Origin of the sequence: Streptomyces argenteolus (assembly GCF_042902585.1) — a bacterium.
Classification (GTDB): domain Bacteria; phylum Actinomycetota; class Actinomycetes; order Streptomycetales; family Streptomycetaceae; genus Streptomyces; species Streptomyces argenteolus.
In genome coordinates, this window is sequence record NZ_JBIBEG010000001.1 from 980,982 (window position 1) to 1,007,152 (window position 26,171).

Sequence of the window (26,171 nt, forward strand, 5' to 3'; positions counted from 1 at the left end):
CCCGGCGGCCCCCCCCCCCCCCGCCCCCCCCCCCCCCCCCCCGGCCCCCCCCCCGGGCCCCCCCCCCGGGGGGGGCCCCCCCCCCCCGGGGGGGGGGGGGGGCCCCGCGCCGTTTCCGCCGTGCGGCGTGACGCGGTGAGGCGTCAGCCGCCCAGGATCTCGCGAGCCAGCTTGGCGGTCTCGGTCGGCGTCTTGCCGACCTTCACGCCCGCGGCCTCGAGGGCCTCCTTCTTGGCCGCGGCGGTGCCGGAGGAGCCGGAGACGATGGCGCCCGCGTGGCCCATGGTCTTGCCCTCGGGGGCGGTGAAGCCCGCGACGTAGCCGACGACCGGCTTGGTGACGTTCTTCGCGATGAAGTCGGCGGCACGCTCCTCGGCGTCGCCGCCGATCTCGCCGATCATCACGATGAGGTCGGTCTCCGGGTCCGCCTCGAACGCCGCGAGGGCGTCGATGTGCGTGGTGCCGATGACCGGGTCGCCACCGATGCCGACGGCGGAGGAGAAGCCGATGTCACGGAGCTCGTACATCATCTGGTAGGTCAGCGTGCCGGACTTGGACACGAGACCGATGCGGCCGGGCTTGGTGATGTCGCCCGGGATGATGCCGGCGTTGGACTGTCCGGGGGTGATCAGGCCGGGGCAGTTCGGGCCGATGATCCGGGTCTTGTTGCCCTTCGAGCCGGCGTACGCCCAGAAGGCGGCCGAGTCGTGGACGGCGATGCCCTCGGTGATCACGACGGCCAGCGGGATCTCGGCGTCGATCGCCTCGGCGACGGCGGCCTTCGCGAAGGCCGGCGGCACGAAGAGGACGGACACGTCGGCGCCGGTCTTCTCCATCGCCTCGGCGACGGAGCCGAACACGGGTACCTCGGTGCCGTCGAAGTCGACGGTGGTGCCCGCCTTGCGGGGGTTCACGCCACCGACGATGTTGGTGCCGTCGGCCAGCATGAGCTTGGTGTGCTTCATGCCCGTGGCGCCGGTCATCCCCTGGACGATGACCTTGCTGTCCTTGGTGAGGAAGATAGCCATGGTGTTGGAGTCCCTCGTCCCTTACTTCGCAGCCGCGGCGAGCTCGGCGGCCTTGTCGGCCGCGCCGTCCATGGTGTCCACGCGCTGAACGAGCGGGTGGTTGGCGTCGGAGAGGATCTTGCGACCCAGCTCCGCGTTGTTGCCGTCGAGGCGCACGACCAGCGGCTTGGTGACGTCCTCGCCCTTGGACTTGAGCAGCTCCAGGGCCTGGACGATGCCGTTGGCGACCTCGTCGCACGCGGTGATGCCGCCGAAGACGTTGACGAAGACGGACTTGACGTCCGGGTCGCCGAGGATGATCTCCAGGCCGTTCGCCATGACCTCGGCGGAGGCGCCGCCACCGATGTCGAGGAAGTTGGCGGGCTTCACGTTGCCGTGGTTCTCACCGGCGTACGCGACGACGTCCAGGGTCGACATGACCAGACCGGCACCGTTACCGATGATGCCGACCTCGCCGTCGAGCTTGACGTAGTTGAGGTTCTTGGCCTTGGCGGCGGCCTCGAGGGGGTTGGCCGCGGCCTTGTCCTCGAGCGCCTCGTGGCCGGGCTGGCGGAAGTCGGCGTTCTCGTCGAGAGACACCTTTCCGTCCAGGGCCAGGATGCGGCCGTCCTTGGTCTTCACCAGCGGGTTGACCTCGACGAGGAGCGCGTCCTCGGCGACGAAGGTGTCCCACAGGGTGACCATGGCCTCGGCGACACCCTCGGCCACCTCGGCCGGGAACTTCGCCTGGGCCACGATCTCGCGGGCCTTCTCGATGTCGACGCCGTCGACGGCGTTGACCGGGACCTTCGCGAGGGCCTCGGGGGTCTTCTCCGCGACCTCCTCGATGTCCATGCCGCCCTGCACCGAGGCCATGGCCAGGAAGGTGCGGTTGGTGCGGTCGAGGAGGTAAGAGACGTAGTACTCCGCCTCGATCTCCGGGGACAGCTCGGCGATCATCACCTTGTGGACCGTGTGGCCCTTGATGTCCATGCCGAGGATGTCGGTCGCGCGAGCGACCGCCTCGTCCGGGTCTGCCGCCAGCTTCACGCCGCCGGCCTTGCCTCGGCCACCGACCTTCACCTGCGCCTTGACGACGGACTTGCCGCCCAGCCGCTCGGTCGCCTCGCGGGCTGCCTCAGGCGTGTCGATGACTTCACCGGCCAGCACCGGTACACCGTGCTTGGCGAAGAGGTCCCTCGCCTGGTACTCGAACAGGTCCACGCGCGTCCGTCCCTTTTAGTGGTCTCGCGGTTCGTTTTCTGCGTGGGCGTGCCGCGAGGGCAACGTGACTGCGCAGTCACTAGGGAGGCGCACACGGTGACCGGGTACGCGGCATGTCCATCCGGCAGGTTATCCCCGCGCTCGTCCGGACCCTAAATTGCGGATCACACCTGGGCGGTGATAACGGTCACAGATCACGCTGGTGGCCGCGTTGCCGGGGACAAAACGGCGCGTGTTCCCCACGGCCGGGAGCCGCTCCGGGGGCGCACGGCCTCGCCGCCGTCCGCGGAGGGCTCTGCCGCAGCGGTCCCCGTCGCAGCGGGCTCTGCCAGGCACGGCGGAGACCGGCCCCCGCCCCGGTCAGACCCCGGTGTCCGGTATCGGCAGCGGCCTCTTCTCGAGCGCGGCCGCCATCACCTCCGGGAAGAGGTCGGGGGTGCAGGCGAAGGCCGGCGCGCCGAGTGCCCCGAGCGCCGCCGCGTGCTCCCGGTCGTACGACGGCGCGCCCTCGTCGGACAGCGCCAGCAGGGTCACGAACTGCACGCCGGACGCCCGCATGGCGGCAGCCCTCTCGATCATGCCGTCGCGGATGCCTCCCTCGTGGAGATCGCTGATGAGCACGACGACGGTGTCGGCAGGACGGGTGATCCTGGACTGGCAGTAGGCGAGCGCCCGGTTGATGTCCGTACCGCCGCCGAGCTGGGTGCCGAACAGGACGTCGACCGGGTCGTCGAGCTGGTCGGTGAGGTCCACGACGGCCGTGTCGAACACGACGAGCCGGGTGGCCAGGGTGCGCATGGAGGCGAGCACCGCGCCGAAGACCGAGGCATGGACGACGGAGGAGGCCATCGACGCCGACTGGTCGACGCAGAGGATGACGTCCTTCCTCACCGACCGGTCCGAGCGCGCGTAACCGATGAGGCGCTCGGGGATCACGGTGCCCGTGCCGCCTCCGCCGGGCAGCGGCACGTAGTGCTTCAGGTTGGCGCGGATCGTGCGGTCCCAGTCGATGTCCCGGTGGCGCGGCCGGCCCACCCGCGCCGAGCGGTCCAGAGCGCCGGTGAGCGTCGCCCGGGTGCGGGTGGCGAGGCGGCGCTCCAGGTCGTCGACCACCTTCCGCACGACGGCGCGGGCGCTCTCCCTCGTGGTCTCCGGCATGGCCTTGCCGAGCGAGAGCAGGGTGCCGACGAGGTGGACGTCGGGCTCGACGGCCTCCAGCATCTCCGGTTCCAGAAGGAGGGTGGACAGCCCGAGGCGGTCGATCGCGTCCCGCTGCATCACCTGGACGACGGGGCTGGGGAAGTATCTGCGGATGTCGCCCAGCCAGCGGGCCACGGAGGGCGCGGAGGCCCCGAGGCCCCCCGTACGCTCGGCCGGGCCTCTGCCGCCCGGCCTCCTCGCGCCGCCCGGCTTCCCGCCTTCGCCGTAGAGCGAGGTCAGTGCCCCGTCCATCTCCGCGTCGCGGCCCGCGAGCGCGGGTCCCGTGGACTCGGCGCCGTCCGCGCCCAGCACCAGGCGCCAGCGCCTCAGCCGCTCCTCGTCCGCCGGATTCGCGGTCATCGCCCTCTCCTCCCCGTCGTCCCTCGTGAGGGCGTCCACCTCACCCACGGGCTCCGCTGCCCTGTCCGTCGTGGGTCGTTGCCGCCCGGAGCCGCCAGTCGCATCGGAATGCCTCGCATCGGAGTGCCTCGTGGCGGCTGTCGCGTCGCCGGCCCTCGCGGCCCCCCGGTCCGGCTGTTCGCAGGGGCTGCTGTTTCGTTGCCATGCCTCGTGCCCCCTGTCCGGACTCCCGCTCCCAGGGCTTCCGGTCCGTGGCTGTGCCTCGTGACCGCCGTCCGGCCGTCCGGCCGTCCGTCGTGGCCGCCCTGCCATCCTGCGCCGGGCCCGTAGGGGATGGGCCGTGCCGTCGACGCAGGTCGCGCCGCCGACGCGGCCCGTACCGTCGATGTGAAGGGCCGCATGCCTCTGGGTCCACCGTCCGGGGCGTCGAGGCCCCACGCCTCGGCGTCCGCCCGCTCCATGGTCATACGGCCCCCGCGCGATCCGCCGGGGTCCCGGGGCCGAGCAGCAGCCGGAGCACCGGGACCACGGCGTCGGCCCGCTCCTCGTCGAGGCCTTCGCCGAAGCCCCGGACGGGGGAACCGCCCGCCCCGTCGGCGCTCCCCGCTCCGGGCCCCCGGCGGACGAGGTCGCCCAGAGCGCGCCGTACGCCCGGCTCGTAGGCCGAGAACGTGCGGCGCAGCAGGGGCAGTACGCCGGTGAACTCGCCGGCGGGTATGCCCGTCAGCCAGCCGTCGACGAGCCCGAGGAGCCGCTCGTCGTGGACGAGCAGCATGGCTCCGCCCGAGGCTGCGCCGACGAACCCCTCGATCCATGCCGCAGCCTCGGCGGGCGGGGTACCCGGTGAGAGGGCCAGGCTCATCAGCCGTGCCGGCTCACCCCCCGGGAGCCGCCCGTCGTCCAGCAGCAGTCGCGTGGCCCGTCCCCGGATCACACCGGCGACGGCGTCCCTGGCGGCGAGCCTGCGCAGGGTGTCCGCCCAGCGGTCCGCCGGCCCCTCGGACCCCACGGCGCCGGTGAGCAGTCCGATCGCCGTGTGCACCCCGTCCAGCCGGCCGTGCATCTCGGCCGCGGCGTCGGCGTCGATACCGGTACAGGCGGGCGGCAGGCCGATGCAGACGCGCTCGGCGATGCCGACCGCGACCTCGCCCAGCGCGGCACCGTCGGTGGACCGGACGTCCCCGTACCGCAGGGAGCGGGCCAGGGCGGGCAGCGCGTCGGCGAGGTGGCTTACGTCCGCGTCGAGTGCGGCCCGGTCGGCGAGCGCCCGCATCACGACGGGCAGGACGTCCGACAGCCCTCCCAGCAGACACCGCTCGGCCAGCGCGGTGACTCCGGCGAGTGACGGGACCGACAGGGCGTCCGCCTCGGCCTTCGCGGTCGCCGCGCCGAGGACGGTCGTTCCCCAGACCCCGGCCTCCGCGATCCGTACGAAGAGCTCGGGCTCCCAGCGCACCCGCCAGCTCTCGCGGAAGGTCCCCGTGCTGCCCCGGCCCGCGACGGGGACGCCCCAGTCCACCCCGAGGAGCCGCAGCCGGTGCAGCAGTCTGCTGCGGGCGGCATCGGTCTCCTTGCGCAGGTCCAGGTCCACCTCCCGCTCGCGCGCTTCGGGTCTGAGCCTGAGAGAGCGCTGCTGTCCGTCCAGGTCCCGCTGGAGGGGGACGGCCGGGGCACTGTCCGGGACCTCCCCCAGGATCTCGCCGACGACGAGCCGGTCCCGCACCAGATCGAGCGGCACGTCCGACCCTTCGCACATGACGGCCCGGACCGCGTCGGTGGCCTCGGTCAGACCGACGGCCGGGCGGTCGCGCAGGGCGGCCAGCGTCCCGGCGAGCCGGACCGCCTCGATGACGTCCGCGGAGGAGACGTGCCGGTCCTCCTCCCGCAGCAGTCCGGCCACCTTCGTCATCCAGCGCTCCACCGGGCGGTCCTGGGCAGCGAACACGTGCCCGTACCAACCGGGTGACTCGATCCCCGCCCCGTATCCGCTGCGCCGGGCGAGCCTGCGATGCGTCCAGGGCACCCAGGTCAGCTCCGTCCTCACCTTGGGAATGCCCTTGAGCAGCGCCCGGTCGGCGGCGACGGTCGTCCTCGCGGCCAGGGCCGGGACGTGCCACGCACCGCACACGACGGCGACGTCGTCGCCGAACTCCCTGCGGGCGGACCGCAGCTGAAGGCGCATACAGGCCTCGCGGACGGCGTCCTGAGGGTGGCCCCCGTCCCCGTGGGCCTCGCGCAGCGCCGTCATCGCCTCGGCCAGTGCCGCGAAGGACGCGAGGGGGTCGGCCGTCCGCCCGTCCGCGCCACGGTGCTCGACGACGTCCTCCCACCAGCGCTCGGGGTCGTCGTAACCCGCGGTCGCCGCGAGGATCCCGATCGGGTCGACGGCCCGTCCCGCCTGCCCCTGCTCCTTCGCCGCATGCTCGGCCAGGGCCAGGGAGTTGGCGGCGGGGAGGTCCACGAAGCGCACCGGAATGTCATGGGCCAGCGCCCAGCGGATCGCCACCCACTCCGGCGAGAAGTCGGCCATCGGCCAGAACGAGGCCGACCCCGGGTCGTCCACGGCATGGGCGAGCAGCGCGACCGGCGGCTTCATCCGGTCGTCCGCCGCGAGCGGCAGCAGCGCGTCGCCCTCGGGCGGACCCTCGACGAGCACCGCGCTGGGACGCGCGGCCTCCAGGGCCGCGCGGACCGCGCGGGCGGAGCCGGGACCGTGGTGTCGCACCCCGAGCAGCAGCGGACCGTCGTGCCCCGGGTCCCGGGGCGTCATCCGGCCGCCTCGCGGCAGGCGCGGTAGAAGTCCTTCCAGCCGTCCCGCTCCCGGACGACGGTCTCCACGTACTCCTGCCATATGACGCGGTCCGACGTGGGATCGCGGACGACCGCACCGAGGACGCCCGCCGCCACGTCCCCGGGGCGCAGGACTCCGTCGCCGAAGTGGGCGGCGAGCGCGAGGCCGCCGGTGACCACGGAGATGGCCTCCGCCGTGGACAGCGTGCCCGACGGTGACTTGAGCTTCGTGCGGCCGTCCGTGGTGACGCCGTCACGCAGTTCGCGGAAGACCGTGACGACGCGCCGGATCTCGGCCATGCCCTCGGGCACCGCCGGGAGGTCGAGCGTGCGCCCGATCTGGGCGACGCGCCGGGACACGATGTCCACCTCGGCCTCGGGTGTGGCGGGCAGGGGGAGCACGACGGTGCTGAACCGGCGGCGCAGGGCGCTGGAGAGTTCGTTGACCCCGCGGTCGCGGTCGTTCGCCGTGGCGATGAGGTTGAACCCCCGGACCGCCTGCACCTCCTCGCCCAGCTCAGGCACGGGGAGGGTCTTCTCCGAGAGGACCGTGATGAGAGCGTCCTGCACGTCGGAGGGGATGCGGGTGAGCTCCTCGACGCGGACCGTCATGCCCTCGGCCATGCCCCGCATCACCGGACTCGGCACCAGGGCCGCGAGGCCGGGCCCCTGGGCCAGCAGCTGCGCGTAGTTCCACCCGTAGCGGACGGCCTCCTCGGGGGTGCCCGCGGTGCCCTGGACGAGCAGCGTGGAGTCCCCGCTGACGGCCGCCGCGAGATGCTCGGACACCCAGGTCTTGGCGGTGCCCGGCACGCCGAGCAGAAGGAGCGCGCGGTCCGTGGCCAGGGTGCTCACGGCGACCTCGACGAGACGGCGCGGGCCGACGTACTTCGGCGTGATCAGGGTGCCGTCGGGGAGCGTCCCGCCGAGCAGATAGGTGGACACGGCCCAGGGCGAGAGCTTCCAACGGGCGGGCCGGGGACGGTCGTCGGCGGCGGCCAGCGCCTTGAGCTCGTCGGCGAACACGTGCTCGGCGTGCGGCCTGAGGACATCGCCTGCTGCGTCGGTCGCTACGGACGTCGGTGCGGACACGGTCATGGATCCCCCTCCGGATCGGTCGACCCGATGTGGTTTCCACCGTGCACCATGCCACTGACAATCGGCCCCGGCCCTGGGCCCGGGGCCGATGTGGAGCCGACGGGGGGCGTGAACGTCAGCCGGTGACGCCTGAGATGGCCCTCTCGAACTTCGGCTCCCCGCCATCGCCGCCGCCGTGCAACCGGATCTCGTCCACGCCGGTGACGGCGACCTCGCGAGTCCCGCCCACGCGTTCGTCCCGCCTGCGCTCACCGTCTCCTCGGCGGAGCCGGGCACGCGCCGGCACCGGGGGCGAGGGCACCGACGGCCGGCGCGGACACCGCCGCACGGACGGTGCGTCCGAGACGGGTCGCTCCTCCTTGCGGGAAAGAGCTCCCGCACAACGCTCGGCTCCGCCCGGAACGCACGGAGCCGCAGCTCAGGGCGCGTTGTCAGTGGCGCGCTCTACCGTCAGTCGCATGGTGCTATCCGACGGGGGAGATCCGGTCCGGACCGAGCGGGGACCGGCAGACAGCCGAGCCGCGTCACCGGACGCCGCCCGGTCGCCGGCGGCCGTCCGGCGGGCGGACCGCAGAGCCGGTCGTGTCACCGGCGGGACGCGGGAGCTGGAGCAGCGTCTCGCCGATCTGCTGCGCGGCGGGCTCGCCGCGGCCGACCGGCCCGGAAACGGACTGTGGGAGGAGACGGCCGCCCGCATGGTCGACGCGCAGGCCCCTGGGCTGGCCGCCCGTGTGAGGGAGTTGGGGGCGCTGCCTGCCTCCGGAGCGGGCTGGCCTGCGCGGTTGCTCGAGGAGTGCGCGCTGCTGCACCTGCTGGACTCCGCCTGGCTCGGCCTCGACCGGCTGCCCGCTCCCCTGGCCGCGACGGTGCGCACGCGCGTGGGGCTGACGGCCTCCCCCGAGGGGCCGGCCGTCCGCGACCGCTGGCTGGTCCTCGCGCAGTACGACACCCCGGAGGGCAGGATCGTCACCCGCCGCATCTGGTTGTACGGCGGGGAGTCGGACCGCACGGCGCTCGTGCTGTCCTACGGTGCGCCGGGGCGCGTCCCCGCGCAGACGCTCCCGGTGGGGGCGGTCGTCGACGCCGAGGTGACTCCGTATCCGGGGGGTGGACGCCTGCGGGTGGAGCTGGGCGCGCGACTCGCCGATCCCGTGTGCACGGCGGTGCCTCCTCCGGGCGTCACACCGGCCGGCGCCGTGGCGGCCTACGGTCGCGCCCTGCGTGACGATCCCTGGCTCGAGGCCTGGCCGGTCACCCTGGACGGCGTCATACCCGCGCCGTCCGGGGACGGCTGGCAGCTGATCGACCCGGGGGACGGCTCCGCCCTGCCGCTCGCTCCCCCGGCGCTGTCCCGGCCCGGTTTGTGGAAGCTCGTGGCGCTCTCCGGTGGCAGCCCTCTGACCGTCTTCGGCGAGTGCGGGCACCGGGGCTTCGACCCGATCGCGGCCTGGTCCCCGGAACCGTCCGGCGAGGGCGGACCGGTGGCGCTCGTCTGACTCACCGCTTCTCCTGATCCACCCGTCGCCGGCCAACGGAGGGGACCCGATGCCCGCCACTGACTTCACCCCCACGACGTACGGCGCGCCCATGGAGACGTGGGAGGAACTCGTCACCTCGGCGCTGCTCGGCACCGACCGGCGACCCCTGCGGCCGACCGGGGGCGCTGCGGGCGGACCGGCGGCGCTGCTCGACGCCGCGGCGGTGCACACGGTGCGGCGCAGGGCCGGGCTGCGGCCGGCCGTCGGGGCCGCGCTCCCGGCGCCCGCACCCGACGACCCGCGCCCTGCGCTGCCGGCCGCCGCGCGGGACCGGCTCGCGCAGCTGCTGGCCGACCGTTCGGCGCCGCCGGGTGGTGGACGGCGGGGCACGGCTCCCGATCTCACCGAACTCATCCCCCAGTGGCTGGCCCTCGCGGGGGCCCGGGGCTTCCGTCCCCCCGCGGAGCTGCTGCCCGCGCTGCTGGACGCCGCCCGCGCGCGTACGGACCTGCGACCGCTCGCCCTGGCGTTCGCCGGGCCGCGCGGGCTCTGGCTGGCCTCGCTGAACCCGGAGTGGAGGTTCGCGCTGCGCGCCTCCTCCCGGGTCGCGCACCGGCCGGACACCGAGGACCCGGAGGCGGTACGGCGGCTCTGGGAGGAGGGCCTCTTCGCGGAGCGGGTCGCGCTGCTCGACGCCGTACGGGAGCGGGATCCCGCAGCCGCCCGGTCCCTGCTCGCCGCCACCTGGTCCACCGAGCGGGCCGAGGACCGGCTGATGTTCCTCGACTCCCTGCGGGCCCGCCTCTCCGGAGCCGACGAGGCCTTCCTCGAAGAGGCTCTGGCCGACCGCAGCCGCAATGTCCGCTCCACGGCGGCCCAACTGCTCTCCGCCCTGCCGGAATCGGCGCTCGCCCGGCGGATGGCGGCCCGTGCCACCTCCTGTGTCAATCCCGACCGCACGGACGGGGCTGTCTCGATCGCGGTGGAGGCGCCGCACGAGTGCGATCCGGCGATGCAGCGGGACGGCCTCGTGCCCGTGCCCCCCTCGGGGCGGGGCGAACGCTCCTGGTGGCTGGGCCAGTTGGTGGAGGCGGCACCACTGGACGTCTGGCGGGAGACGTTCGGCGGTCGCACGCCCCAGGAGCTCGTGTCGCTTCCGGTGGCGGACGGCTGGGCGGGCGAACTGCACGCAGCCTGGTGCCGGGCTGCGGTCCGGCAGCGGGATCCCGAGTGGGCACGGGCTTTGATCGGCGCCCCTTCCACGCCTCCGGCGGACGGCCCGGGAACCGCCTCCCTGGCCGAGAGGTCCACGCTCCTGTCCACCCTGCCCTCGGGAGAGCGAGCCCTCTGGGTCGCCGGATTCATAGCGGCGCACGGGTTGTCCGAGGCCTTTCAGCTGCTCGGCGTCTGCGCCGTGCCCTGGGACGGGCCGCTCGGCCGGGCGGTGGTCGACGCGCTGGACATCGCCCGGGACGCGGGGAGCTACCCCTGGAGTTTCAGCGGAGTGATGGGCCTCGCCGAGCGCTGTCTGAACCCTGCGGAGGCGGACCGGCTCGCGGTGCTCACCACCACACCGGACGAACCGGAGGGTGCGTCACCAGGTGCGGGCGGCTACTGGTCGGAGGCGTTCCAACGCCTGGTCTCCACCCTGCGTCTGCGCGCCGCGATGGACGCGGAACTCGCGGAGGACGGACAGGAAGGCAACGACGACGGAACGGTCTGACCCACGGCACGCCCGGCACGGGCACCGGGTCCCCGAGCATCGGTACCCCGCCAGGGGCGCGACCTGGCCGCGCGGCGCTCACCCGCGCACACGAGCCGCCGGCCCCGGGGCCCGGACGGTGCACTCGAGCCGGGCACCGCCGTCGCCTGCCCTCGCCTGCGCGCGCGGGGCGGCGGGCCCGTCACGTACGCGAGCGGGGCAGCGGCCCTGGTGTCGGGTGCGTACCGGGAACGAGCCGCCCGGCTGAACCGGACGGCCCCCGCGCCGGAACCGCACACGCATGTCACGCACATGCGCCCGGCACCGGCCCGTCACGCACGTGCGCCCGGCACCGGCCCGTCACGCACGTGCGCCCGGCGCCGGCCCGTCACGCACGTGCGCCCGGCGCCGGCCCGTCACGCACGCGAGCCGGGCAGCGCCCTGGTCGCATGCGTGGGCCAGTCACCCGGGCGCCTGCCTCAGCCCAGCGCCCCCTGGCGCATGCGCGCGCCGGACACTCCCGACCGCCTGCACCTCTCCCGCCCGCCACGGACCGGCGGAGTCACGTCTTCCCCGGCCCCGCCCGCCACGGACCGGCGGAGTCACGTCTTCCCCGGCCCCGCCCGCCACGGACCGGCGGAGTCAGGTCTCCCCCGCCCCCGCGCGCCACGGACCGTCGGGGTCAGGCCTCCCCCGCCCCCGCGCGCCACGGACCGTCGGGGTCAGGCCTCCCCCGCCCCCGCGCGCCACGGACCGTCGGGGTCAGGCCTCCGCGGGCTGTCGTACGTGTGCGTTCACCCAGTCGACGATCGACGCGGTCGTCGCGCCCGGGGTGAAGATCTCCGCGACGCCCTGCTCCTTCAGGGGAGCGATGTCCGCCTCCGGGATGATGCCTCCGCCGAACACCTTGATGTCCGCCGCCTCGCGCTCCTTCAGCAGCTCGATCACCTTGGCGAAGAGCGTGTTGTGGGCACCGGAGAGGATCGAGAGGCCGATGGCGTCGGCGTCCTCCTGGATCGCCGTGTCCACGATCTGCTCGGGGGTCTGGTGGAGCCCCGTGTAGATGACCTCCATGCCCGCGTCCCGCAGCGCCCGAGCGATCACCTTGGCCCCGCGGTCATGGCCGTCGAGGCCCGGCTTCGCCACCACCACACGGATCGGACCGGTCACACCCATCAATGCCTCCACATGCGTCTCCCGTGCCTGAAGGCCCGGCAATGTGAACGAACGTTATCCACAGCATCCCGCACGGCGTCGTTTCGCGGTGGACCGGGAGGGGGAAATCACACATGGGACATGTTCGCCACGCGTCGATCCCCGCACCGAGCGGCCCGAGGGCCAGGCAGGGGACCGCCGCCACGGGAGCCGCAACGAGGTCGCCGTATCACCGCGCCGTCAGCCGCACGGCACGGTGATACGGCCCTCGGCCGCAGCAGAGCGGCCGACCGCCTCCGCGACTCCCACGAGGGCGTGCGGGGCACAGGAGCCGCCTCCCCGCAGGCCAGTGCAGGAGGTCGGCCATGAAGGTCCTGTCCTTCCTACCCCTACTGCTGCGCAGCACCTGTATGCACCCTGTCCGGCTGCCGTCGGCACTGGTCAGAGCGACCGTGCTGGATCTGCTGATCCTCGCCGGGCATGTGCTCATCTACCCCTCCGGCCTCACTCCCGAGCGCCGGACCCCCATGCCCCTGCCCGGCTCCACGGACGCCACGGGCACGGAACCGGAGGCACGACCGGGCACGGGGACGGGCTCGGAAACGGGGGCGGACACCGGCCCCCCGACGACCACGCCCTCCAGAGCGGCGAAGGACAGCACACCCGCCGACCGAATCACCCGTTCGGCCGACACGGCCCTGCTGCCCACCGTCGGCGACCGCCCGCCCGTCGTCCTGCTGCACGGCTTCATCGACAACCGCTCCGTCTTCGTCCTGCTGCGCCGTTCCCTGGCCCGGCACGGCTGGCGTCACCTGGAGTCGCTGAACTACTCGCCGCTGACCTGCGACATCCGCACGGCGGCCGAGCTGCTCGAACGCCATGTGGAGGAGATCTGCGCCCGCACCGGCCACCGGGAGATCGACATCGTCGGTCACAGCCTCGGCGGCCTGATCGCGCGGTACTACGTGCAGCGACTCGGCGGTGACCGCCGGGTGCGCACCCTGGTCAGTCTCGGCACCCCCCACGGCGGAACGGCGGTCGCCCGCCTGGCCGGCGCGCACCCCATCGTCCGCCAGATGCGCGGCGGCTCCGATCTCATCCAGGAGCTGCGCCGTCCCGCCCCGGGCTGCCGGACACGGTTCGTCAGCTTCTGGAGCGAGCTGGACCGGGTGATGCTGCCCGTCGAGACGGCGTGCGTCGACCACCCCGACCTCGACGCCGTGAACGTACGCGTCACGGGCATCGGTCATCTCGCGCTCCCGGTGCACCCGGCGGTCGCGTCCGCGATCCGCGAGGCACTCGAGTCGGACGGCACCTCCCTCAGCACTCCGGGAACGGCGTCCGTCGCCTGACTCTCCCGCAGCCGGCCCCCTGATACCCCCAAAACCCTCCGGCGAATAGAACGAATTTCGAACATAGGGCCAAGCCTGACTCTCCGGTCCACCGAAAGGCGGCCGATTGCCCGTTTCCTGGAGGGTCGTGTGCCTCCGAAGATTGTCGTCCTCACGTACCGCCGGGTACAGTCGCGGCCACTGCTCACCCGGGGATCCCCCCATCGGAACCCGGAAACAGGTCCTGCTGCCGAGGCGAGAGAGAAGTTGGTGAACGACCAGCACCCCCACGCCGGGTATGCCGGATACGACAGCCAGTCAACCGGCAGCTTCGACACCGACCCGCTCTTCGGAACACTGCCGGGTCAGCACGACACCAGCCACCAGCCCACGTACGACGCCGGTTACGCCACGGCGTACGACGGCGGTTACGGCGCTCACGACACCTCCCAGTGGGACACCGGAGCGCATCAGCAGGCCACGTACGACTCCTACGACGCGCAGGCCCATCCGCAGGCGCCGCAGGGGTACGAAACCACGGCGGCCTGGATGCCCGAGGCCGCGGTCCCCGGGCCGACGGCCACCGCCGAGGGCACCGGCCAGTGGGACACCGCCGCTTGGGGCCACACCGGCCAGGGCGACCAGTGGGCGACGGGCGACACCGGGGCCTTCCCCACCACGACGTTCGACAGCACGGCCTACGCCACCGGCACCTTCACCGCCCCCGTCTTCGAGACCGGCGGCTACGCGGGCTACGGAACGGCCGACACCGGCGCCTACGACGCGACCGCCTGGAACACCGGCGCCACGCCCGAGAACGCGACGTACGCACCCGAACAGACGTCGTATCCCGCGTACGAACACCGGACTGCCGCTTACGAGCCGTACGAGAGCGCCGAGTCCGGCGCCCACGACTCCCTCGGCGCCCACGGCGCGCACGACTCCCACGAGCGGCCCGAGGTCCAGGACTCGCACGACGCGGTCGCCGCCGACGAGACGCCCGTCACCGCGGGTACCGCGCACGCGGACGCCTGGGACGAAGCCCCGGAAACCGGCATGGCCGAGCCGCTGCCGGACCTCACCGACGTGACCGCGGACCACTCCCACGAGTCCGCCGCCCCCTCCGCCCGCCCGGTGGGCCCCCCGGCCACCGCCCCGCGCGGCGGTGGCCGGGGCGGCAGGCGCCGTACCCCCGCGAAGCGTTCCGCGCTGCTCACCGTGGCCGTGCCCTCCGCCTGCGTCATGAGCGTGGCGGGCATCGCCGCCGCCTCCGTGAGCGGTGTGGGAGCCGAGGAGACGAAGGACGACACCACCTCCATGGCGGCGGCCGACACGGTCAAGCCCGCCGTGGCCAACAACAAGCTGGACACCCAGCTCGCCGCCCTCAACGCCGACGCCGAGAACTTCGCCGACCGCGCCAGCCGCACCCAGGAGCGCATCGACCTGAAGGAGCGGCAGGCCGCCGAGAAGAAGAAGCGCGAGGAGGAGGCCGCACGTCGCGAGGCGGCGCGCCCCAAGTTCATGCTGCCGGTGAAGCAGCACGGCCTCAGCGCCACTTACGGTCAGGCCGGCGTCAACTGGATGTCCGTGCACACGGGCGTCGACTTCCCGGTCTCCTACGGCACCCCCGTCATGGCGGCGACCGACGGCACCGTGCGCACCCAGTGGAACAGCGCCTACGGGAACATGGCCATCGTCACCGCGGCCGACGGCACGGAGACGTGGTACTGCCACCTCAGCACGACCAAGATCCGCTCCGGCTCGGTCAAGGCGGGCGACGTCATCGCCTACTCGGGGAACTCCGGCAACTCCACCGGCCCGCACCTGCACTTCGAGGTACGGCCCGGCGGCGGCTCGGCGATCGACCCGATGCCGTGGTTCCGCAGCCACGGCATCAACCCGTACTGAGTCAGAGCTTCTCGACCGGCGCGTAGCGCAGCAGGAGCTTCTTGGGCCGCTCGTCTCCGAAGTCGACGGTGGCCTTGGCCTGGTCGCCGAAGCCCTCGACCGCCGTCACCGTGCCCAGACCGAACTGGTCGTGCGTGACGCGGTCCCCGACCACGAGGGTGACCACCGGCTTCTCGGAGGTGCGCCGGGTCGCGAACCCCGAGGGCCCGGACTTTGAGCGCGACGAGGACAGCGACGAGGTGATGCCCGAGGTCGGTCCCGCCGGAGCGGCCATCGGGCCCTTGCGCTTCCACTCCAGGTGCTGGTCCGGGATCTCCTCCAGGAAGCGTGACGGCGGGTTGTACGAGGGCTGGCCCCACGCACTACGCATCGCCGCCCGGGTCAGGTAGAGCCGCTCGCGGGCGCGCGTGATGCCCACGTAGGCGAGCCGGCGCTCCTCCTCGAGCTCCTTGACCTGCCCCAGTGCCCTCATGTGCGGGAAGACGCCGTCCTCCATGCCGGTCAGGAACACCACGGGGAATTCCAGGCCCTTGGCGGTGTGCAGGGTCATCAGCGTGATGACGCCGGAGCCGTCCTCGTCCTCGTCGGGGATCTGGTCGGAGTCCGCGACGAGCGCGACCTTCTCCAGGAACTCCGCGAGCGTCCCCGTGCCCTCCTCCTCGGCACGGTCCTGCTCGAACTCCAGGGCGACCGCGGCGAGTTCCTGGAGGTTTTCGATACGGGTCTCGTCCTGCGGGTCGGTGGAGGCCTGGAGTTCGGCGAGGTATCCGGTCCGCTCCATGACCGCCTCCAGCACGACGGCGGGGCCCGCGCCGGACTCCACGATCGTGCGGAGCTCCTCCATGAGCGTGTTGAACCGCTTCACGGCGTTGGCCGAGCGGGCCGCCATGCCGTACGCCTCGTCGACGCGGCGCAGTGCCTGCGGGAAGGAGATCTTCTCGCGCATCGACAGGGCGTCGATCATCGCCTCGGCCCGGTCGCCGATGCCCCGCTTGGGCACGTTGAGGATGCGGCGCAGCGGGACGGTGTCCTCGGGGTTGGCGAGGACACGGAGATAGGCCAGGACGTCCCTGACCTCCTTGCGCTCGTAGAAGCGCACCCCGCCGACGACCTTGTAGGGCAGCCCGACGCGGATGAAGATCTCTTCGAAGACACGGGACTGGGCGTTCGTGCGGTAGAAGACGGCGACGTCGCCCGCCTTCGCGTCGCCCGCGTCCGTCAGCCGGTCGATCTCCTCGGCGACGAACTGCGCCTCGTCGTGCTCGGTGTCGGCGACGTAGCCGGCGATCCGGGTGCCTTCGCCCGCGTTCGTCCAGAGGTTCTTGGGACGGCGGCTCTCGTTGCGCTCGATGACGGCGTTGGCGGCGGAGAGGATCGTCTGCGTGGAGCGGTAGTTCTGCTCCAGCATGATCGTGGTCGCGTCCGGATAGTCCTCCTCGAACTGGAGGATGTTGCGGATGGTCGCGCCGCGGAAGGCGTAGATCGACTGGTCCGCGTCACCGACGACGCAGAGCTCCCCGGGGGCCTCCGCCTCTCCGGAGGGCCCCACCAGCTCGCGCACCAGGGTGTACTGCGCGTGGTTGGTGTCCTGGTACTCGTCGACCAGGACGTGCCGGAAGCGGCGGCGGTAGTGCTCGGCGACGTCCGGGAACGCCTGGAGCAGGTGCACCGCGGTCATGATGATGTCGTCGAAGTCCAGGGCATTGGCCTCGCGCAGCCGTGCCTGGTAGAGGGCGTAGGCCTGGGCCAGCGTCTTCTCGAAGCCGTCGGCGGCCTGGCCGGCGAAGGTCTCCTCGTCGATCAGCTCGTTCTTGAGGTTCGAGACCTTCGCGGTGAACGACTTCGGGGGGTAGCGCTTCGGGTCCAGGTCCAGATCACGGCAGACGAGCGCCATGAGCCGCTTGGAGTCCGCCGCGTCGTAGATCGAGAACGACGAGGTGAAGCCGAGGCGCTTCGACTCGCGGCGCAGGATCCGCACACAGGCGCTGTGGAAGGTCATGACCCACATGGCGTTGGCGCGCGGTCCGACGAGCTGCTCGACGCGCTCCTTCATCTCGCCCGCGGCCTTGTTGGTGAAGGTGATCGCGAGGATCTGCCCCGGGTGCACCCCGCGCTCGGCCAGCAGGTGGGCGATCCGGTGGGTCAGCACCCTGGTCTTGCCCGAGCCGGCCCCGGCGACGATGAGCAGCGGGGAGCCCGCGTGCACGACGGCGGCGCGCTGCTCGGTGTTCAGCCCTTCCAGCAGCGCCGCGGAGTCGATGACGGGGCGCGGGGCGCCGTCGCGGTAGTACGCGTCGCGCGGGGGCGGAGGCGCGTCGAAGACGTCCTCGAAGAGGCCCTCGGGCACCGCTTCGGGTGCGTGCTCCTCCGGGGGCGGCGGGGGGCCGTCCTCCCCTTGCTGGAGGCCGGTCAGGAAACTGTCGTCAAAGAGGCTGCTCATCGCCTCACGAGTCTAGGCCGCCGCACCGACAGCCCGGGCCGCATCGGCGACAAGGGGCCGAGCCGTGCGCGTACCGAGACCCACCGCCCACGGAGTGTGAGATTCCGGTGCCCTTCCGGCCGCGTGGACCGCCCCCGGGAAAAGGTCACGGAAATGTATCGGGCATATCGAACATCAACCTTCACAGGGACACCACGGGTTGGTTAGCGTGCTCCGACGGGTGCGCCGTATCCCCTTGAGGCGAACCGCGCCGCACGGGCACCCCCGCCGAATCCGTACTCCTGCACGGGAGCCCGGAACCGGGGACCCACACGCAGCACCGGGGTGAATCGGTCCGTCTCCACCGGACCGTAGGGCAGCCTTCCGTTCCGCCCGAACCCGACAGCTAACCCGGTAGGCGGTCCACGGAAGGAGATGCCGGCCTTGGCGTCGCATCGCAAGCCGCGCCCCCGGGTGCGCACCACCACCCCTGCCGTCGGTCTCACGACCGCGGCGCTCGCCTCCGTCACCCTGCTCTCCACCCAGAGCGCGACGGCCGCCCCCGCCGAGCCGAAGCCCAGCATCGAGGAAGTCCAGAAGAAGGTCGACGCCCTCTACCGGCAGGCCGGCACCGCGACGCAGAAGTACAACGAGGCGAAGACGGCGCAGACCGAGCAGCGCTCCAAGGTCGACGACCTGCTGGAGGCCGCCGCGAAGCGTGCCGACAAGCTCAACGAGACGCGCCGGGAGCTGGGCAACTACGCGGCCGCGCAGTACCGCAGCGGCTCGATCGCCCCGACGGCGACGTTCTTCCTCGCGGACGACCCGCAGTCGTACTTCGACCAGGACCAGCTGATGGCCCGGATGACCAGCCGGCAGCAGAAGGCGGTCGCCGACTTCCGTACGCAGCAGAAGGAAGCCGCAGCGAAGCGGGCCGAGGCGACGAAGAGCCTGGAGACGCTCACCGAGTCGCAGGCCACGCTGCGCACCAGCAAGCAGGACGTGCAGGCGAAGCTCGCCGAGGCGCGCACGCTCCTGTCGGAGCTGACCGCCGAGGAGAAGGCGCGGCTCGCGGAGCTGGAGCGCGAGAAGGAGGCGGAGGCGAAGCGCAAGGCCGAGGAACTGGCCAGGCAGCAGGCCGCCGCCGCGCAGGAGAAGGCCGACCAGGCCGCCGAGGAAGCCGCGAAGGAGGAGGCGGGCACGGGGACCGGCGGCACGGGCTCCGACAGCGGCTACGCCTCGAAGGCCGACAAGGTCCTCGCCTTCGCCGCCGCCCAGATCGGCAAGCCCTACGTCTGGGGGGCCACGGGCCCGTCCTCGTACGACTGCTCCGGGCTCACCCAGGCCGCCTGGAAGGCGGCCGGCGTCGACCTGCCGCGCACCACGTGGGACCAGGTCGAGGTGGGCACCCGGGTGGCCACGGCGGACCTCCAGCCGGGAGACCTGGTCTTCTTCTACGACGACATCAGCCACGTCGGCATCTACAAGGGCGACGGCATGATGATCCACGCGCCGAAGCCGGGTGCGAACGTCCGCGAGGAGTCGATCTACTACATGCCGATCTACGGCAGCGTGCGCCCGGCGTAGCCACGCCGCCCGCACACGGCAGAGGGCCCGGGGTGATCCCCGGGCCCTTTTCCGTACGACCGCCGGCCGCTCAGGTCCAGAGCGTGGCGATGAAGATGTTGGCGACCGTCAGCCCGCCGACCGCGGCGAACGCGCCCCTCTCCACCCTCTCCTCGTCCCGCTTCACGTAGACGAGCGCCAGGATCACGATCAGGACGAGCAGCTTCACGCCGATCTTGACGTTGTTCACGGTCTGGTCGTCGGCCTGGTTGAGGCCGACGAGGGCGACGCCCGTCACGAGCATGGTGAGCGCACCGTGCAGCATGGCCGGCACGAAGCGCGCCGTGCCCGCCCCCATGGCCTTCATCTGGGTCAGGAAGCCGCCCAGCAGGGAGGCGATACCGATGATGTGCAGGGCCACGAAGACATTGATGAGTACGTCCATGGCCGCAGCCTAACCACGCCCATACCAGCACTCTTCGGCCAGGTACGACTTCCCGATGAATTACCCCCGAGCCTGCGCGGATTGTCGGACTCCGGTTGATTTTTCCGGTCATTCGACGGAAGTGAAACAGCACATGCGGGCAATAGCTGTCATTACGCCTCTTCCCGGTGCCCCGGGTTTAGCGTCCCTCCCAGGTGACCGTCTCTGCACCGCCGCCCCGTACCGGGCGGCACCCCGGTCACCCCGCCAGGAGATCCGGCGGCGGGCCACTCCCCCTGTGGTGGCCCGCCGCCGGACCCGGGCGGGCCCGCCGGCACCCCCCCGACGGGCAGTCGAACGGAAGGACGCACCACCCTCGTGGCCGCGCATCGTAAAGCCGCTCACCGCAAGCCCAAGCAGAGTCTGTTCACCGGCACTGCTGCCCGCACCGCCGCGACACTCGCCCTGGCCGGGGCCGCGACCGCCACCGGCCTGGAGGGCGCCGCCCAGGCCGAGCCCCAGCTCACACCGGCCCAGGTGAAGAGCAAGGTCGACCGGCTGTACCACGAGGCCGAGGTGGCCACCGAGAAGTACAACGGCGCCAAGGAGACGGCGGCCCGCTCGGAGAGGTCCGTCGACGCCCTGCGCGACGAGGCCGCCCGCAGGACCGAGCGCCTCAACACCGCGCGGGACGCCCTCGGCGCGTACGCCACCGCCCAGTACCGCAGCGCGGGCGTCGACCCCGCCGTCCGGCTGGCCCTCTCCTCCGACCCGGACGAGTACCTGGAGCGCGCCGCCTACGAGGACCGGGCCGGCGACCGCCAGGCCGGTGCGATCAACGGTGTACGCCGCCAGATCACCGAACTCGCACAGCTGCGCGCCCGCGCCGAGGGCGAGCTCGCGGTCCTCGCCTCCCGCCGGGCCGAGCTCAAGGAGCACAAGGACGCGGTCCGCACCAAGCTGGCCGGTGCCAGGAAGCTGCTGGCCACCCTCACCGCAGCCCAGCGGGCCGACTACGAGCGCTCCGCGGACGCCGCGCACGGTGGCGGCACCGTCCGCGCCGACCGGAGCGCCCCGCGCGGATCGGTGGCGGCGCCCAACCCCCGCGCGGCACAGGCCGTGGGCTTCGCGTACGGGGCTCTCGGCAAGCCGTACGTCTGGGGGGCCACCGGGCCCTCCTCCTTCGACTGCTCCGGACTCACGCAGGCCGCCTGGCGCGCGGCGGGCGTCTCCCTGCCCCGCACGACGTACACCCAGATCAACGCGGGCCGACGGGTCTCCCGCTCCGAACTGGCCCCCGGTGACCTGGTGTTCTTCTACCCCGGGGTCACCCATGTCGGGCTGTACATCGGCGGCGGGCAGATGATCCACGCCCCGCGGCCGGGCGCACCTGTCCGGATCGCGCCGATCAGCGAAATGCCGTTCGCCGGAGCGACCCGGGTCGCCTAGGCTCCCCGTCCCATGGACAAGGACATCCAGAACTACGCGCGCACCCTGGCCCTCCGCTCCCCGGACCACTACCGGGTCGGGCCGTTCACGGTGCGCCACAACCCGGGCTGGGAGCTGAAGTTCGCCAACTACGCCATCCCCGACCGGGGGGCCGAGCCCACCTCGCAGGACATCGCCGACCTGATCGAGGCGTTCCGCGAGCACGAGCGGCTGCCCCGGCTGGAGTTCCTTCCCTCCTGGGCGCCCGCCGTCGAACCGGCCCTGCTGGCGGCCGGTTTCACGGTGGAGAACCGCGCCCCGGTCATGGCCTGCACCGCCGCCTCCCTGCTCACGCCGAAGCCGGTGGACGGGCTGCGCATCGCCGAGCCCGTCACCGCCGACGAGTTCGCCTCGGCAGCGGCCGTCCAGCACACCGGCTTCGGTGGTGAGGGCGGCCCCGACGAGGGCGAGATCGCCTGGCTGCGCGGGGCGACGGCGGACGGTGGTGTCTCCGCCCTCGCCACCGTCGACGGCCTGCCCGCCGGCGCGGGCGGCTGCTCGGCCCCGGCCGAGGGCATCGGCGAGCTGGCCGGGCTGGCCGTCGCCGCGTCCTTCCGCCGCCGGGGCGTCGGCGCGGCCCTCGCCGCGTGGCTGACCCGCACCGCCTTCGACCGCGGCTTCCACACCGTCTGGCTGGAGCCTGGCGGCCCCGACGTGGAACGGATCTACGCCGGGATCGGCTACCGCAGGACCGGCGAGAAGCTCAACATCTCGCTCGGCCCGGAGTGACCGGGTCCGGCGGCGAGTGACGAGGGCCGGCCGCGAAGGACACCGGCCGGGCGGGGCACGGTGGCCGGCCGCGAAGGGGACCCGGCGGCCCGCCTCAGACCAGCCGTCGCGCCGTCGCCCAGCGGGTCAGCTCGTGCCGGTTGGAGAGCTGGAGCTTGCGCAGCACGGCGGAGACGTGGGACTCGACCGTCTTCACCGAGATGAACAGCTGCTTGGCGATCTCCTTGTACGCGTATCCCCGGGCGATCAGCCGCAGCACCTCGCGCTCGCGCTGCGTCAGCCGGTCCAGGTCCTCGTCGACCGGCGGGGCGTCGGTGGAGGCGAAGGCGTCCAGGACGAATCCGGCCAGCCTCGGCGAGAACACCGCGTCGCCGTCCTGGACGCGGAAGACGGAGTCGACCAGATCGGCGCCGGTGATGGTCTTGGTGACGTACCCACGGGCGCCGCCCCGGATGACCCCGATGACGTCCTCGGCGGCGTCGGAGACGGACAGCGCCAGGAAGCGCACCGGGTTCTCGACCGCGCCCATCATCGGGGCGCAGCGGCGCAGCACCTCGACCCCGCCCCCTCCCGGGAGGTGGACGTCGAGGAGGACGACCTCGGGGCGGGTCGCGGTGATCACGGTGACCGCCTGGTCGACGTCGGCGGCCTCGCCGACGACCTCCACCCCGGTCTCCTCGGTACGGCCGATCTCGGCCTGGACCCCGGTGCGGAACATCCGGTGGTCGTCGACGAGCACGACCCGTACCCGGCGCTCCGGGCCCCCGGTCGCTTCGGTGTTCGCGTTCATTCGCTCGCCCTCTCCATCTCCAGCTCGACCTCCGTGCCCCCGCCGGGCACCGAACGCAGCCGCGCCGTGCCGCCGTTGCGCTGCATCCGGCCGATGATCGATTCTCGTACGCCCATCCTGTCGCCCGGTACGGCGTCCAGGTCGAATCCCGGCCCCCGGTCCCGCACGGAGACGAAGACCGTGCGGCCCTCGACCTCCGCGAAGACCTGGACGGCACCGCCCTCGCCACCGTACTTGGCGGCGTTGACCATCGCCTCGCGTGCGGCCTGCATCTGCGCCACCAGCTTCTCGTCGAGCGGGCAGTCGCCGACGACCACGACCTCCAGCGGGACCCCGTGCTTGTCCTCGACCTCGGCGGCGGCGCGCTTGACGGCCTCGGCGAGGCTCGAAGGCTCCTCGGCCTCTTCCTTACCCGTGCCCTCCGGGTTGTACAGCCAGTTGCGCAGTTCGCGTTCCTGGGCGCGGGCGAGTCTGCGGACCTCTCCGCCGTCGTCCGCGTTGCGCTGGATCAGGGTGAGCGTGTGCAGGACCGAGTCGTGGACGTGTGCGGCGACCTCGGCGCGCTCCTGGGCCCTGATGCGCATCAGGCGCTCCTCGGAGAGGTCCTGGGTCATCCGGACGAGATAGGGGCCGGCGAGCAGCGCGATGCCCGTGAGCACCGCTATGGCGGCGGTCAGCGCCGTGCCGAGCTGGGCCGCCGACCCCCGCACCACCATGAAGGCGGCGAGGCCGAGGCCCACCAGGGCGACTCCGGCCAGACCCCGGGCGAGGTGCAGCACCCTGCGGCGGCGGCCGACCTCGATCCAGCGGGCCCGCCGCGCGTTGTCGGCCTGGCGCCACACCAGGACGGAGCCCGCGCCGATCAGCAGCGCGGGCCAGACGTAGCGGTCCGCCTTGCTGCCCATGTCGACGTTGCCGACGAAGATCATGGCGCCGATGAGCAGGGCGACGAGGGCGAAGACCTGGCCCTTGTCCGGCTTGCGGAGTCTGCGCCTGCCGTCCGGGGCGGTCTCGAAGAGGGACCGCGGCGTCTCCACCCCGCCGACGCCGAGCGGGACCACGATCCAGAAGACGGCGTAGAGCAGCGCCCCGAGGCCGTCCGCGAAGAAGAGTCCCAGGAAGACGAACCGGACCCAGGCCACGGGCAGTCCCAGGTGTCCGGCCAGGCCGCGCGCGACGCCGCCGAGCATCCGCCCGTCGGCGCTGCGGTACAGCTTGCGCGGCGCGGGCTCCTCCGGCTCCGGGGCGTGGGAGCTCGTGGCTCGGGTCGTGGCTGCTGGCATGGACCGATGGTCACACGTGCGGGCGTGCCTCGGCATCAGGGTCGGCCCCGGACTCGACCCTGATGCCCGGCAGGTCCCCCCTCCCGCCGTGGCCGGGCCCTCAGGGGCCGCCGGGCGCAATATCAGGGAACGGCCAGGGTCGTCGCGGGTCCCACGAGGGCGTACGGGCCGTCACCATGGACCCATGACCGTTCCCCAGGACGCCCCTCCCGGCGTCACGCCGCCCCACGGGCCGCCGCCGCGGCTTCGGCGCACCCCGCGCCAGAAGGTGGTGGCCGGAGTCTGCGGCGGCCTCGGCCGGTACTGCGACGTGGACCCGGTGATCTTCCGGATCGTGATCGGTGTCCTCGCGGTGACGGGCGGCATCGGCCTGATCTTCTACGGCTTCGCCTGGCTGCTGCTCCCCCTGGACGGCGAGGAGGAGAACGAGGCCCGCCGGCTGCTGTCGGGCCGGGTGGAGGGCGCGTCCCTGGTCGCCCTGCTGCTGGCGCTGGTGGGCTGCGGGCTGCTGCTGTCGATGCTGCACAACGGCGGGATGCTGGCCTTCGCCGCGATGCTGTCGCTGAGCGTCGTCGGTTTCTCGGTCTGGACGCAGCACCGCAGGACGGCCGCGCCCGAGGACACTCCGGGGGCCTCGGCGCACGCCCCGGGCGGCGCGCCGCACGCCGCCGGGCACGGGGCGCCGCCCGAGGTGAAGGCGCCGCCCACTCCGGGCAGCCCGTCCTGGTGGCGGGACCCGATCGTCAAGGACGGCACGACGGGCCCGGCGGGGACGGGCTACCTGTGGGGCCCGGCGAACGCCACGACGGAGGCCGCGGAGATCAGCAGGGGCGGCGCGACGGCCGAGGCTCCCTACCGTCCTCCGTACCGTGCGACGGGCACCCGGGGCCCGCATTCGATCGGCGGTCTCGTCTTCGTGCTCGCCCTGGTGGCGGGTGGCCTGGGCACGGGGCTGAGCTGGGACACCCACGCGCTGGGGGTCAGTCTGCAGATCGGCTTCGCCTCGGCGCTCGCGGTCTTCGGCCTCGGCCTGCTGATCGCCTCCGTGCTCGGCAGGACCGGCTTCGGCACGGTTCTGCTCGCCATGATCACGGCGGGTCTGATGGCCGGCGCGTCCGTCGTACCGGAGGACATCGGCACCGACTGGGTCCGTGAGGAGTGGCGTCCGGCCACGGTCGCCACCGTCCAGCCGCGCTATGAGCTGGGCACCGGGGACGCGAAGCTCGACCTCTCCCGGGTCGACGTCCCGAAGGGCGGCGTCCTGCGTACGCAGCTCGGCGTCGGGGCGGGCCGTGCCCGGATCGTCGTACCGGCGGGGGCGACGGTGAAGGTGAACGCCGAAGTGGGGCTGGGCGACGTCCGGTTCCCCTCGGACCCGCGCACGGACGTGCGCATCGCCCCCGACCGTCACACCCGGCGGACCCTCGCGCCGCCCCGGGGGAGCGAACCCGCCGGCACGCTCGAACTGAGTGTGGAAGTCGGCGTCGGACAGCTGGAGGTCACCCGTGCTTCGTCATGAGTTCCGCCCCGGCCGCGCGGTCGCGGGCCTGGCCATGCTGGCCCTGGCCGGCGGCTACGCGGCCGACGCGGCGGGCGCCTGGGACGCCTCCTGGACGTTCTTCGCCCCTCTGTTCGCCGGCGGCCTGTGGCTCGCGGCCACGGCGACGTGGGTGAGCTACCGGCTGCGCCGGCGCCGGGAGGCGAGGAAGGCGTCCGCGGAGAACTCCGCCGCGCCCGCGAGCAGCAGCGGCAGCCAGGCCATGAGGTAGATCAGGTCGTTGCCGTAGTAGTACGGCTCGGTCTGCCAGCTCACGGTCAGCCACAGGCTCAGAGAGATCAGGGCGCCCCCGAGGGCCGCGAGCCGGGCCCACAGACCGGCCAGGATGCCGAGACCGACGAGGAGTTCCCCGATCGCGATGGCGTAACCGAAGCCTTCGGGGCTCTTCAGGGCGAGGTCGACGAGGCCCGGGATCGCCGAGCTGTCCCGTACGGCGTGCATCATCTCGCCGATCGAGCCGGCTCCGGTCGCCGACAGGAACGCGCTGTCGGTCAGCTTGTCGAGCCCCGCGTAGACGAAGGTGACGCCGAGGAAGACGCGCAGGGGCAGGAGCGCGTACTGCCGTGCCCGGTCGCCGAGCCTGCGCGGCTCCTCCAGTCCGTAGGAACCGCCGCCGTACCCGTGCATCGTCACTGCCCCGCCTTCCGTTGGCCTTCGACAG

Annotated in this window: 20 protein-coding genes and 1 riboswitch; of the genes, 9 read left to right on the top strand and 11 right to left on the bottom strand. The window is 72.9% G+C overall.

Annotated elements, in window-relative coordinates; genetic code table 11:
- Positions 1 to 143: 143 nt before the first annotated feature.
- The 5 genes from sucD to ACFY8O_RS04360 form a co-directional block, all read right to left on the bottom strand.
- Positions 144 to 1,028, bottom strand: a complete 885-nt coding sequence (gene sucD / locus ACFY8O_RS04340; RefSeq protein ID WP_387898702.1) for a succinate--CoA ligase subunit alpha — start codon at positions 1,026 to 1,028, stop codon at positions 144 to 146.
- Between the two features lie 21 nt (positions 1,029 to 1,049).
- A complete protein-coding gene (gene sucC, locus ACFY8O_RS04345) occupies positions 1,050 to 2,231 on the bottom strand; it encodes an ADP-forming succinate--CoA ligase subunit beta (protein WP_145803923.1) in 1,182 nt (393 codons plus the stop codon).
- A 360-nt stretch (positions 2,232 to 2,591) separates the two neighbouring features.
- Complete coding sequence (locus ACFY8O_RS04350) at positions 2,592 to 3,791, bottom strand: VWA domain-containing protein (RefSeq protein WP_387898704.1); 1,200 nt, start codon at positions 3,789 to 3,791, stop codon at positions 2,592 to 2,594.
- Between the two features lie 463 nt (positions 3,792 to 4,254).
- Entirely contained in the window at positions 4,255 to 6,561 is a 2,307-nt protein-coding gene (locus tag ACFY8O_RS04355) for a DUF5682 family protein (protein ID WP_387898706.1), read from the bottom strand.
- On the bottom strand, positions 6,558 to 7,679 hold the full coding sequence (locus ACFY8O_RS04360) for an ATP-binding protein (protein WP_387898708.1): 1,122 nt from the start codon (positions 7,677 to 7,679) through the stop codon (positions 6,558 to 6,560). Before ACFY8O_RS04360 ends, ACFY8O_RS04355 begins: the two co-directional genes overlap by 4 nt.
- Before the next feature lie 458 nt (positions 7,680 to 8,137).
- Here ACFY8O_RS04360 and ACFY8O_RS04365 point away from each other — a divergent pair, with 458 nt between their 5' ends.
- Positions 8,138 to 9,175, top strand: coding sequence for a hypothetical protein (locus ACFY8O_RS04365; RefSeq protein ID WP_387898711.1), 1,038 nt, complete (start codon positions 8,138 to 8,140; stop codon positions 9,173 to 9,175).
- Positions 9,176 to 9,224: 49 nt separating this feature from the next.
- Positions 9,225 to 10,880, top strand: coding sequence for a DUF5691 domain-containing protein (locus ACFY8O_RS04370; protein ID WP_387898714.1), 1,656 nt, complete (start codon positions 9,225 to 9,227; stop codon positions 10,878 to 10,880).
- A gap of 741 nt (positions 10,881 to 11,621) precedes the next feature.
- On the opposite strand, the gene ACFY8O_RS04375 is transcribed toward ACFY8O_RS04370, so the two are convergent.
- A complete protein-coding gene (locus ACFY8O_RS04375) occupies positions 11,622 to 12,035 on the bottom strand; it encodes a cobalamin B12-binding domain-containing protein (protein WP_145803936.1) in 414 nt (137 codons plus the stop codon).
- A 344-nt stretch (positions 12,036 to 12,379) separates the two neighbouring features.
- On the opposite strand from ACFY8O_RS04375, the gene ACFY8O_RS04380 reads away from it, so the two are divergent.
- On the top strand, positions 12,380 to 13,366 hold the full coding sequence (locus tag ACFY8O_RS04380; protein WP_387898717.1) for an esterase/lipase family protein: 987 nt from the start codon (positions 12,380 to 12,382) through the stop codon (positions 13,364 to 13,366).
- A 249-nt stretch (positions 13,367 to 13,615) separates the two neighbouring features.
- On the top strand, positions 13,616 to 15,253 hold the full coding sequence (locus tag ACFY8O_RS04385; protein WP_387898720.1) for a M23 family metallopeptidase: 1,638 nt from the start codon (positions 13,616 to 13,618) through the stop codon (positions 15,251 to 15,253).
- Position 15,254: 1 nt separating this feature from the next.
- Here ACFY8O_RS04385 and pcrA read toward each other — a convergent pair whose 3' ends face one another.
- Positions 15,255 to 17,693, bottom strand: coding sequence for a DNA helicase PcrA (gene pcrA, locus ACFY8O_RS04390; protein WP_387898723.1), 2,439 nt, complete (start codon positions 17,691 to 17,693; stop codon positions 15,255 to 15,257).
- Between the two features lie 255 nt (positions 17,694 to 17,948).
- A riboswitch (cyclic di-AMP (ydaO/yuaA leader) is annotated at positions 17,949 to 18,109 on the top strand.
- Between pcrA and ACFY8O_RS04395 the strand changes: the two genes are divergently transcribed.
- Complete coding sequence (locus ACFY8O_RS04395; RefSeq protein WP_387898726.1) at positions 18,108 to 19,259, top strand: C40 family peptidase; 1,152 nt, start codon at positions 18,108 to 18,110, stop codon at positions 19,257 to 19,259. It overlaps the preceding riboswitch by 2 nt.
- Before the next feature lie 70 nt (positions 19,260 to 19,329).
- Here ACFY8O_RS04395 and ACFY8O_RS04400 read toward each other — a convergent pair whose 3' ends face one another.
- Positions 19,330 to 19,683, bottom strand: coding sequence for a hypothetical protein (locus tag ACFY8O_RS04400; RefSeq protein ID WP_387898729.1), 354 nt, complete (start codon positions 19,681 to 19,683; stop codon positions 19,330 to 19,332).
- A 357-nt stretch (positions 19,684 to 20,040) separates the two neighbouring features.
- Between ACFY8O_RS04400 and ACFY8O_RS04405 the strand changes: the two genes are divergently transcribed.
- Positions 20,041 to 21,111: a C40 family peptidase gene (locus ACFY8O_RS04405; protein WP_387898732.1), complete on the top strand. Its 1,071-nt coding sequence runs from the start codon at positions 20,041 to 20,043 to the stop codon at positions 21,109 to 21,111.
- A gap of 12 nt (positions 21,112 to 21,123) precedes the next feature.
- On the top strand, positions 21,124 to 21,879 hold the full coding sequence (locus ACFY8O_RS04410; protein WP_387898735.1) for a GNAT family N-acetyltransferase: 756 nt from the start codon (positions 21,124 to 21,126) through the stop codon (positions 21,877 to 21,879).
- 94 nt (positions 21,880 to 21,973) lie between these two features.
- On the opposite strand, the gene ACFY8O_RS04415 is transcribed toward ACFY8O_RS04410, so the two are convergent.
- A complete protein-coding gene (locus tag ACFY8O_RS04415; protein WP_145803952.1) occupies positions 21,974 to 22,669 on the bottom strand; it encodes a LuxR C-terminal-related transcriptional regulator in 696 nt (231 codons plus the stop codon).
- A complete protein-coding gene (locus ACFY8O_RS04420) occupies positions 22,666 to 23,952 on the bottom strand; it encodes a PspC domain-containing protein (RefSeq protein WP_145803954.1) in 1,287 nt (428 codons plus the stop codon). The genes ACFY8O_RS04415 and ACFY8O_RS04420 overlap by 4 nt, the downstream gene beginning before the upstream one ends.
- 184 nt (positions 23,953 to 24,136) lie before the next feature.
- Here ACFY8O_RS04420 and ACFY8O_RS04425 point away from each other — a divergent pair, with 184 nt between their 5' ends.
- Together ACFY8O_RS04425 and ACFY8O_RS04430 are read left to right on the top strand one after the other, a co-directional pair.
- The gene (locus tag ACFY8O_RS04425; protein ID WP_387898740.1) at positions 24,137 to 25,471 is read left to right on the top strand and encodes a PspC domain-containing protein; all 1,335 of its coding nucleotides are present in this window, start codon (positions 24,137 to 24,139) and stop codon (positions 25,469 to 25,471) included.
- Positions 25,458 to 25,721, top strand: a complete 264-nt coding sequence (locus ACFY8O_RS04430) for a hypothetical protein (protein ID WP_145803958.1) — start codon at positions 25,458 to 25,460, stop codon at positions 25,719 to 25,721. The genes ACFY8O_RS04425 and ACFY8O_RS04430 overlap by 14 nt, the downstream gene beginning before the upstream one ends.
- Here the strand turns inward: ACFY8O_RS04430 and ACFY8O_RS04435 are convergent.
- Positions 25,628 to 26,137: a DoxX family protein gene (locus tag ACFY8O_RS04435; protein ID WP_387899577.1), complete on the bottom strand. Its 510-nt coding sequence runs from the start codon at positions 26,135 to 26,137 to the stop codon at positions 25,628 to 25,630. The genes ACFY8O_RS04430 and ACFY8O_RS04435 overlap by 94 nt on opposite strands.
- Positions 26,138 to 26,171: the final 34 nt, after the last annotated feature.

Coding starts and splice junctions, on each gene's coding strand:
- sucD (WP_387898702.1), bottom strand. CDS start 1,028: ATGGCTATCTTCCTCACCAAGGACAGCAAGGTCATCGTCCAGGGGATG.
- ACFY8O_RS04350 (WP_387898704.1), bottom strand. CDS start 3,791: ATGACCGCGAATCCGGCGGACGAGGAGCGGCTGAGGCGCTGGCGCCTG.
- ACFY8O_RS04355 (WP_387898706.1), bottom strand. CDS start 6,561: ATGACGCCCCGGGACCCGGGGCACGACGGTCCGCTGCTGCTCGGGGTG.
- ACFY8O_RS04360 (WP_387898708.1), bottom strand. CDS start 7,679: ATGACCGTGTCCGCACCGACGTCCGTAGCGACCGACGCAGCAGGCGAT.
- ACFY8O_RS04365 (WP_387898711.1), top strand. CDS start 8,138: ATGGTGCTATCCGACGGGGGAGATCCGGTCCGGACCGAGCGGGGACCG.
- ACFY8O_RS04370 (WP_387898714.1), top strand. CDS start 9,225: ATGCCCGCCACTGACTTCACCCCCACGACGTACGGCGCGCCCATGGAG.
- ACFY8O_RS04375 (WP_145803936.1), bottom strand. CDS start 12,035: ATGGGTGTGACCGGTCCGATCCGTGTGGTGGTGGCGAAGCCGGGCCTC.
- ACFY8O_RS04380 (WP_387898717.1), top strand. CDS start 12,380: ATGAAGGTCCTGTCCTTCCTACCCCTACTGCTGCGCAGCACCTGTATG.
- pcrA (WP_387898723.1), bottom strand. CDS start 17,693: ATGAGCAGCCTCTTTGACGACAGTTTCCTGACCGGCCTCCAGCAAGGG.
- ACFY8O_RS04395 (WP_387898726.1), top strand. CDS start 18,108: ATGCCGGCCTTGGCGTCGCATCGCAAGCCGCGCCCCCGGGTGCGCACC.
- ACFY8O_RS04400 (WP_387898729.1), bottom strand. CDS start 19,683: ATGGACGTACTCATCAATGTCTTCGTGGCCCTGCACATCATCGGTATC.
- ACFY8O_RS04410 (WP_387898735.1), top strand. CDS start 21,124: ATGGACAAGGACATCCAGAACTACGCGCGCACCCTGGCCCTCCGCTCC.
- ACFY8O_RS04415 (WP_145803952.1), bottom strand. CDS start 22,669: ATGAACGCGAACACCGAAGCGACCGGGGGCCCGGAGCGCCGGGTACGG.
- ACFY8O_RS04420 (WP_145803954.1), bottom strand. CDS start 23,952: ATGCCAGCAGCCACGACCCGAGCCACGAGCTCCCACGCCCCGGAGCCG.
- ACFY8O_RS04425 (WP_387898740.1), top strand. CDS start 24,137: ATGACCGTTCCCCAGGACGCCCCTCCCGGCGTCACGCCGCCCCACGGG.
- ACFY8O_RS04435 (WP_387899577.1), bottom strand. CDS start 26,137: ATGCACGGGTACGGCGGCGGTTCCTACGGACTGGAGGAGCCGCGCAGG.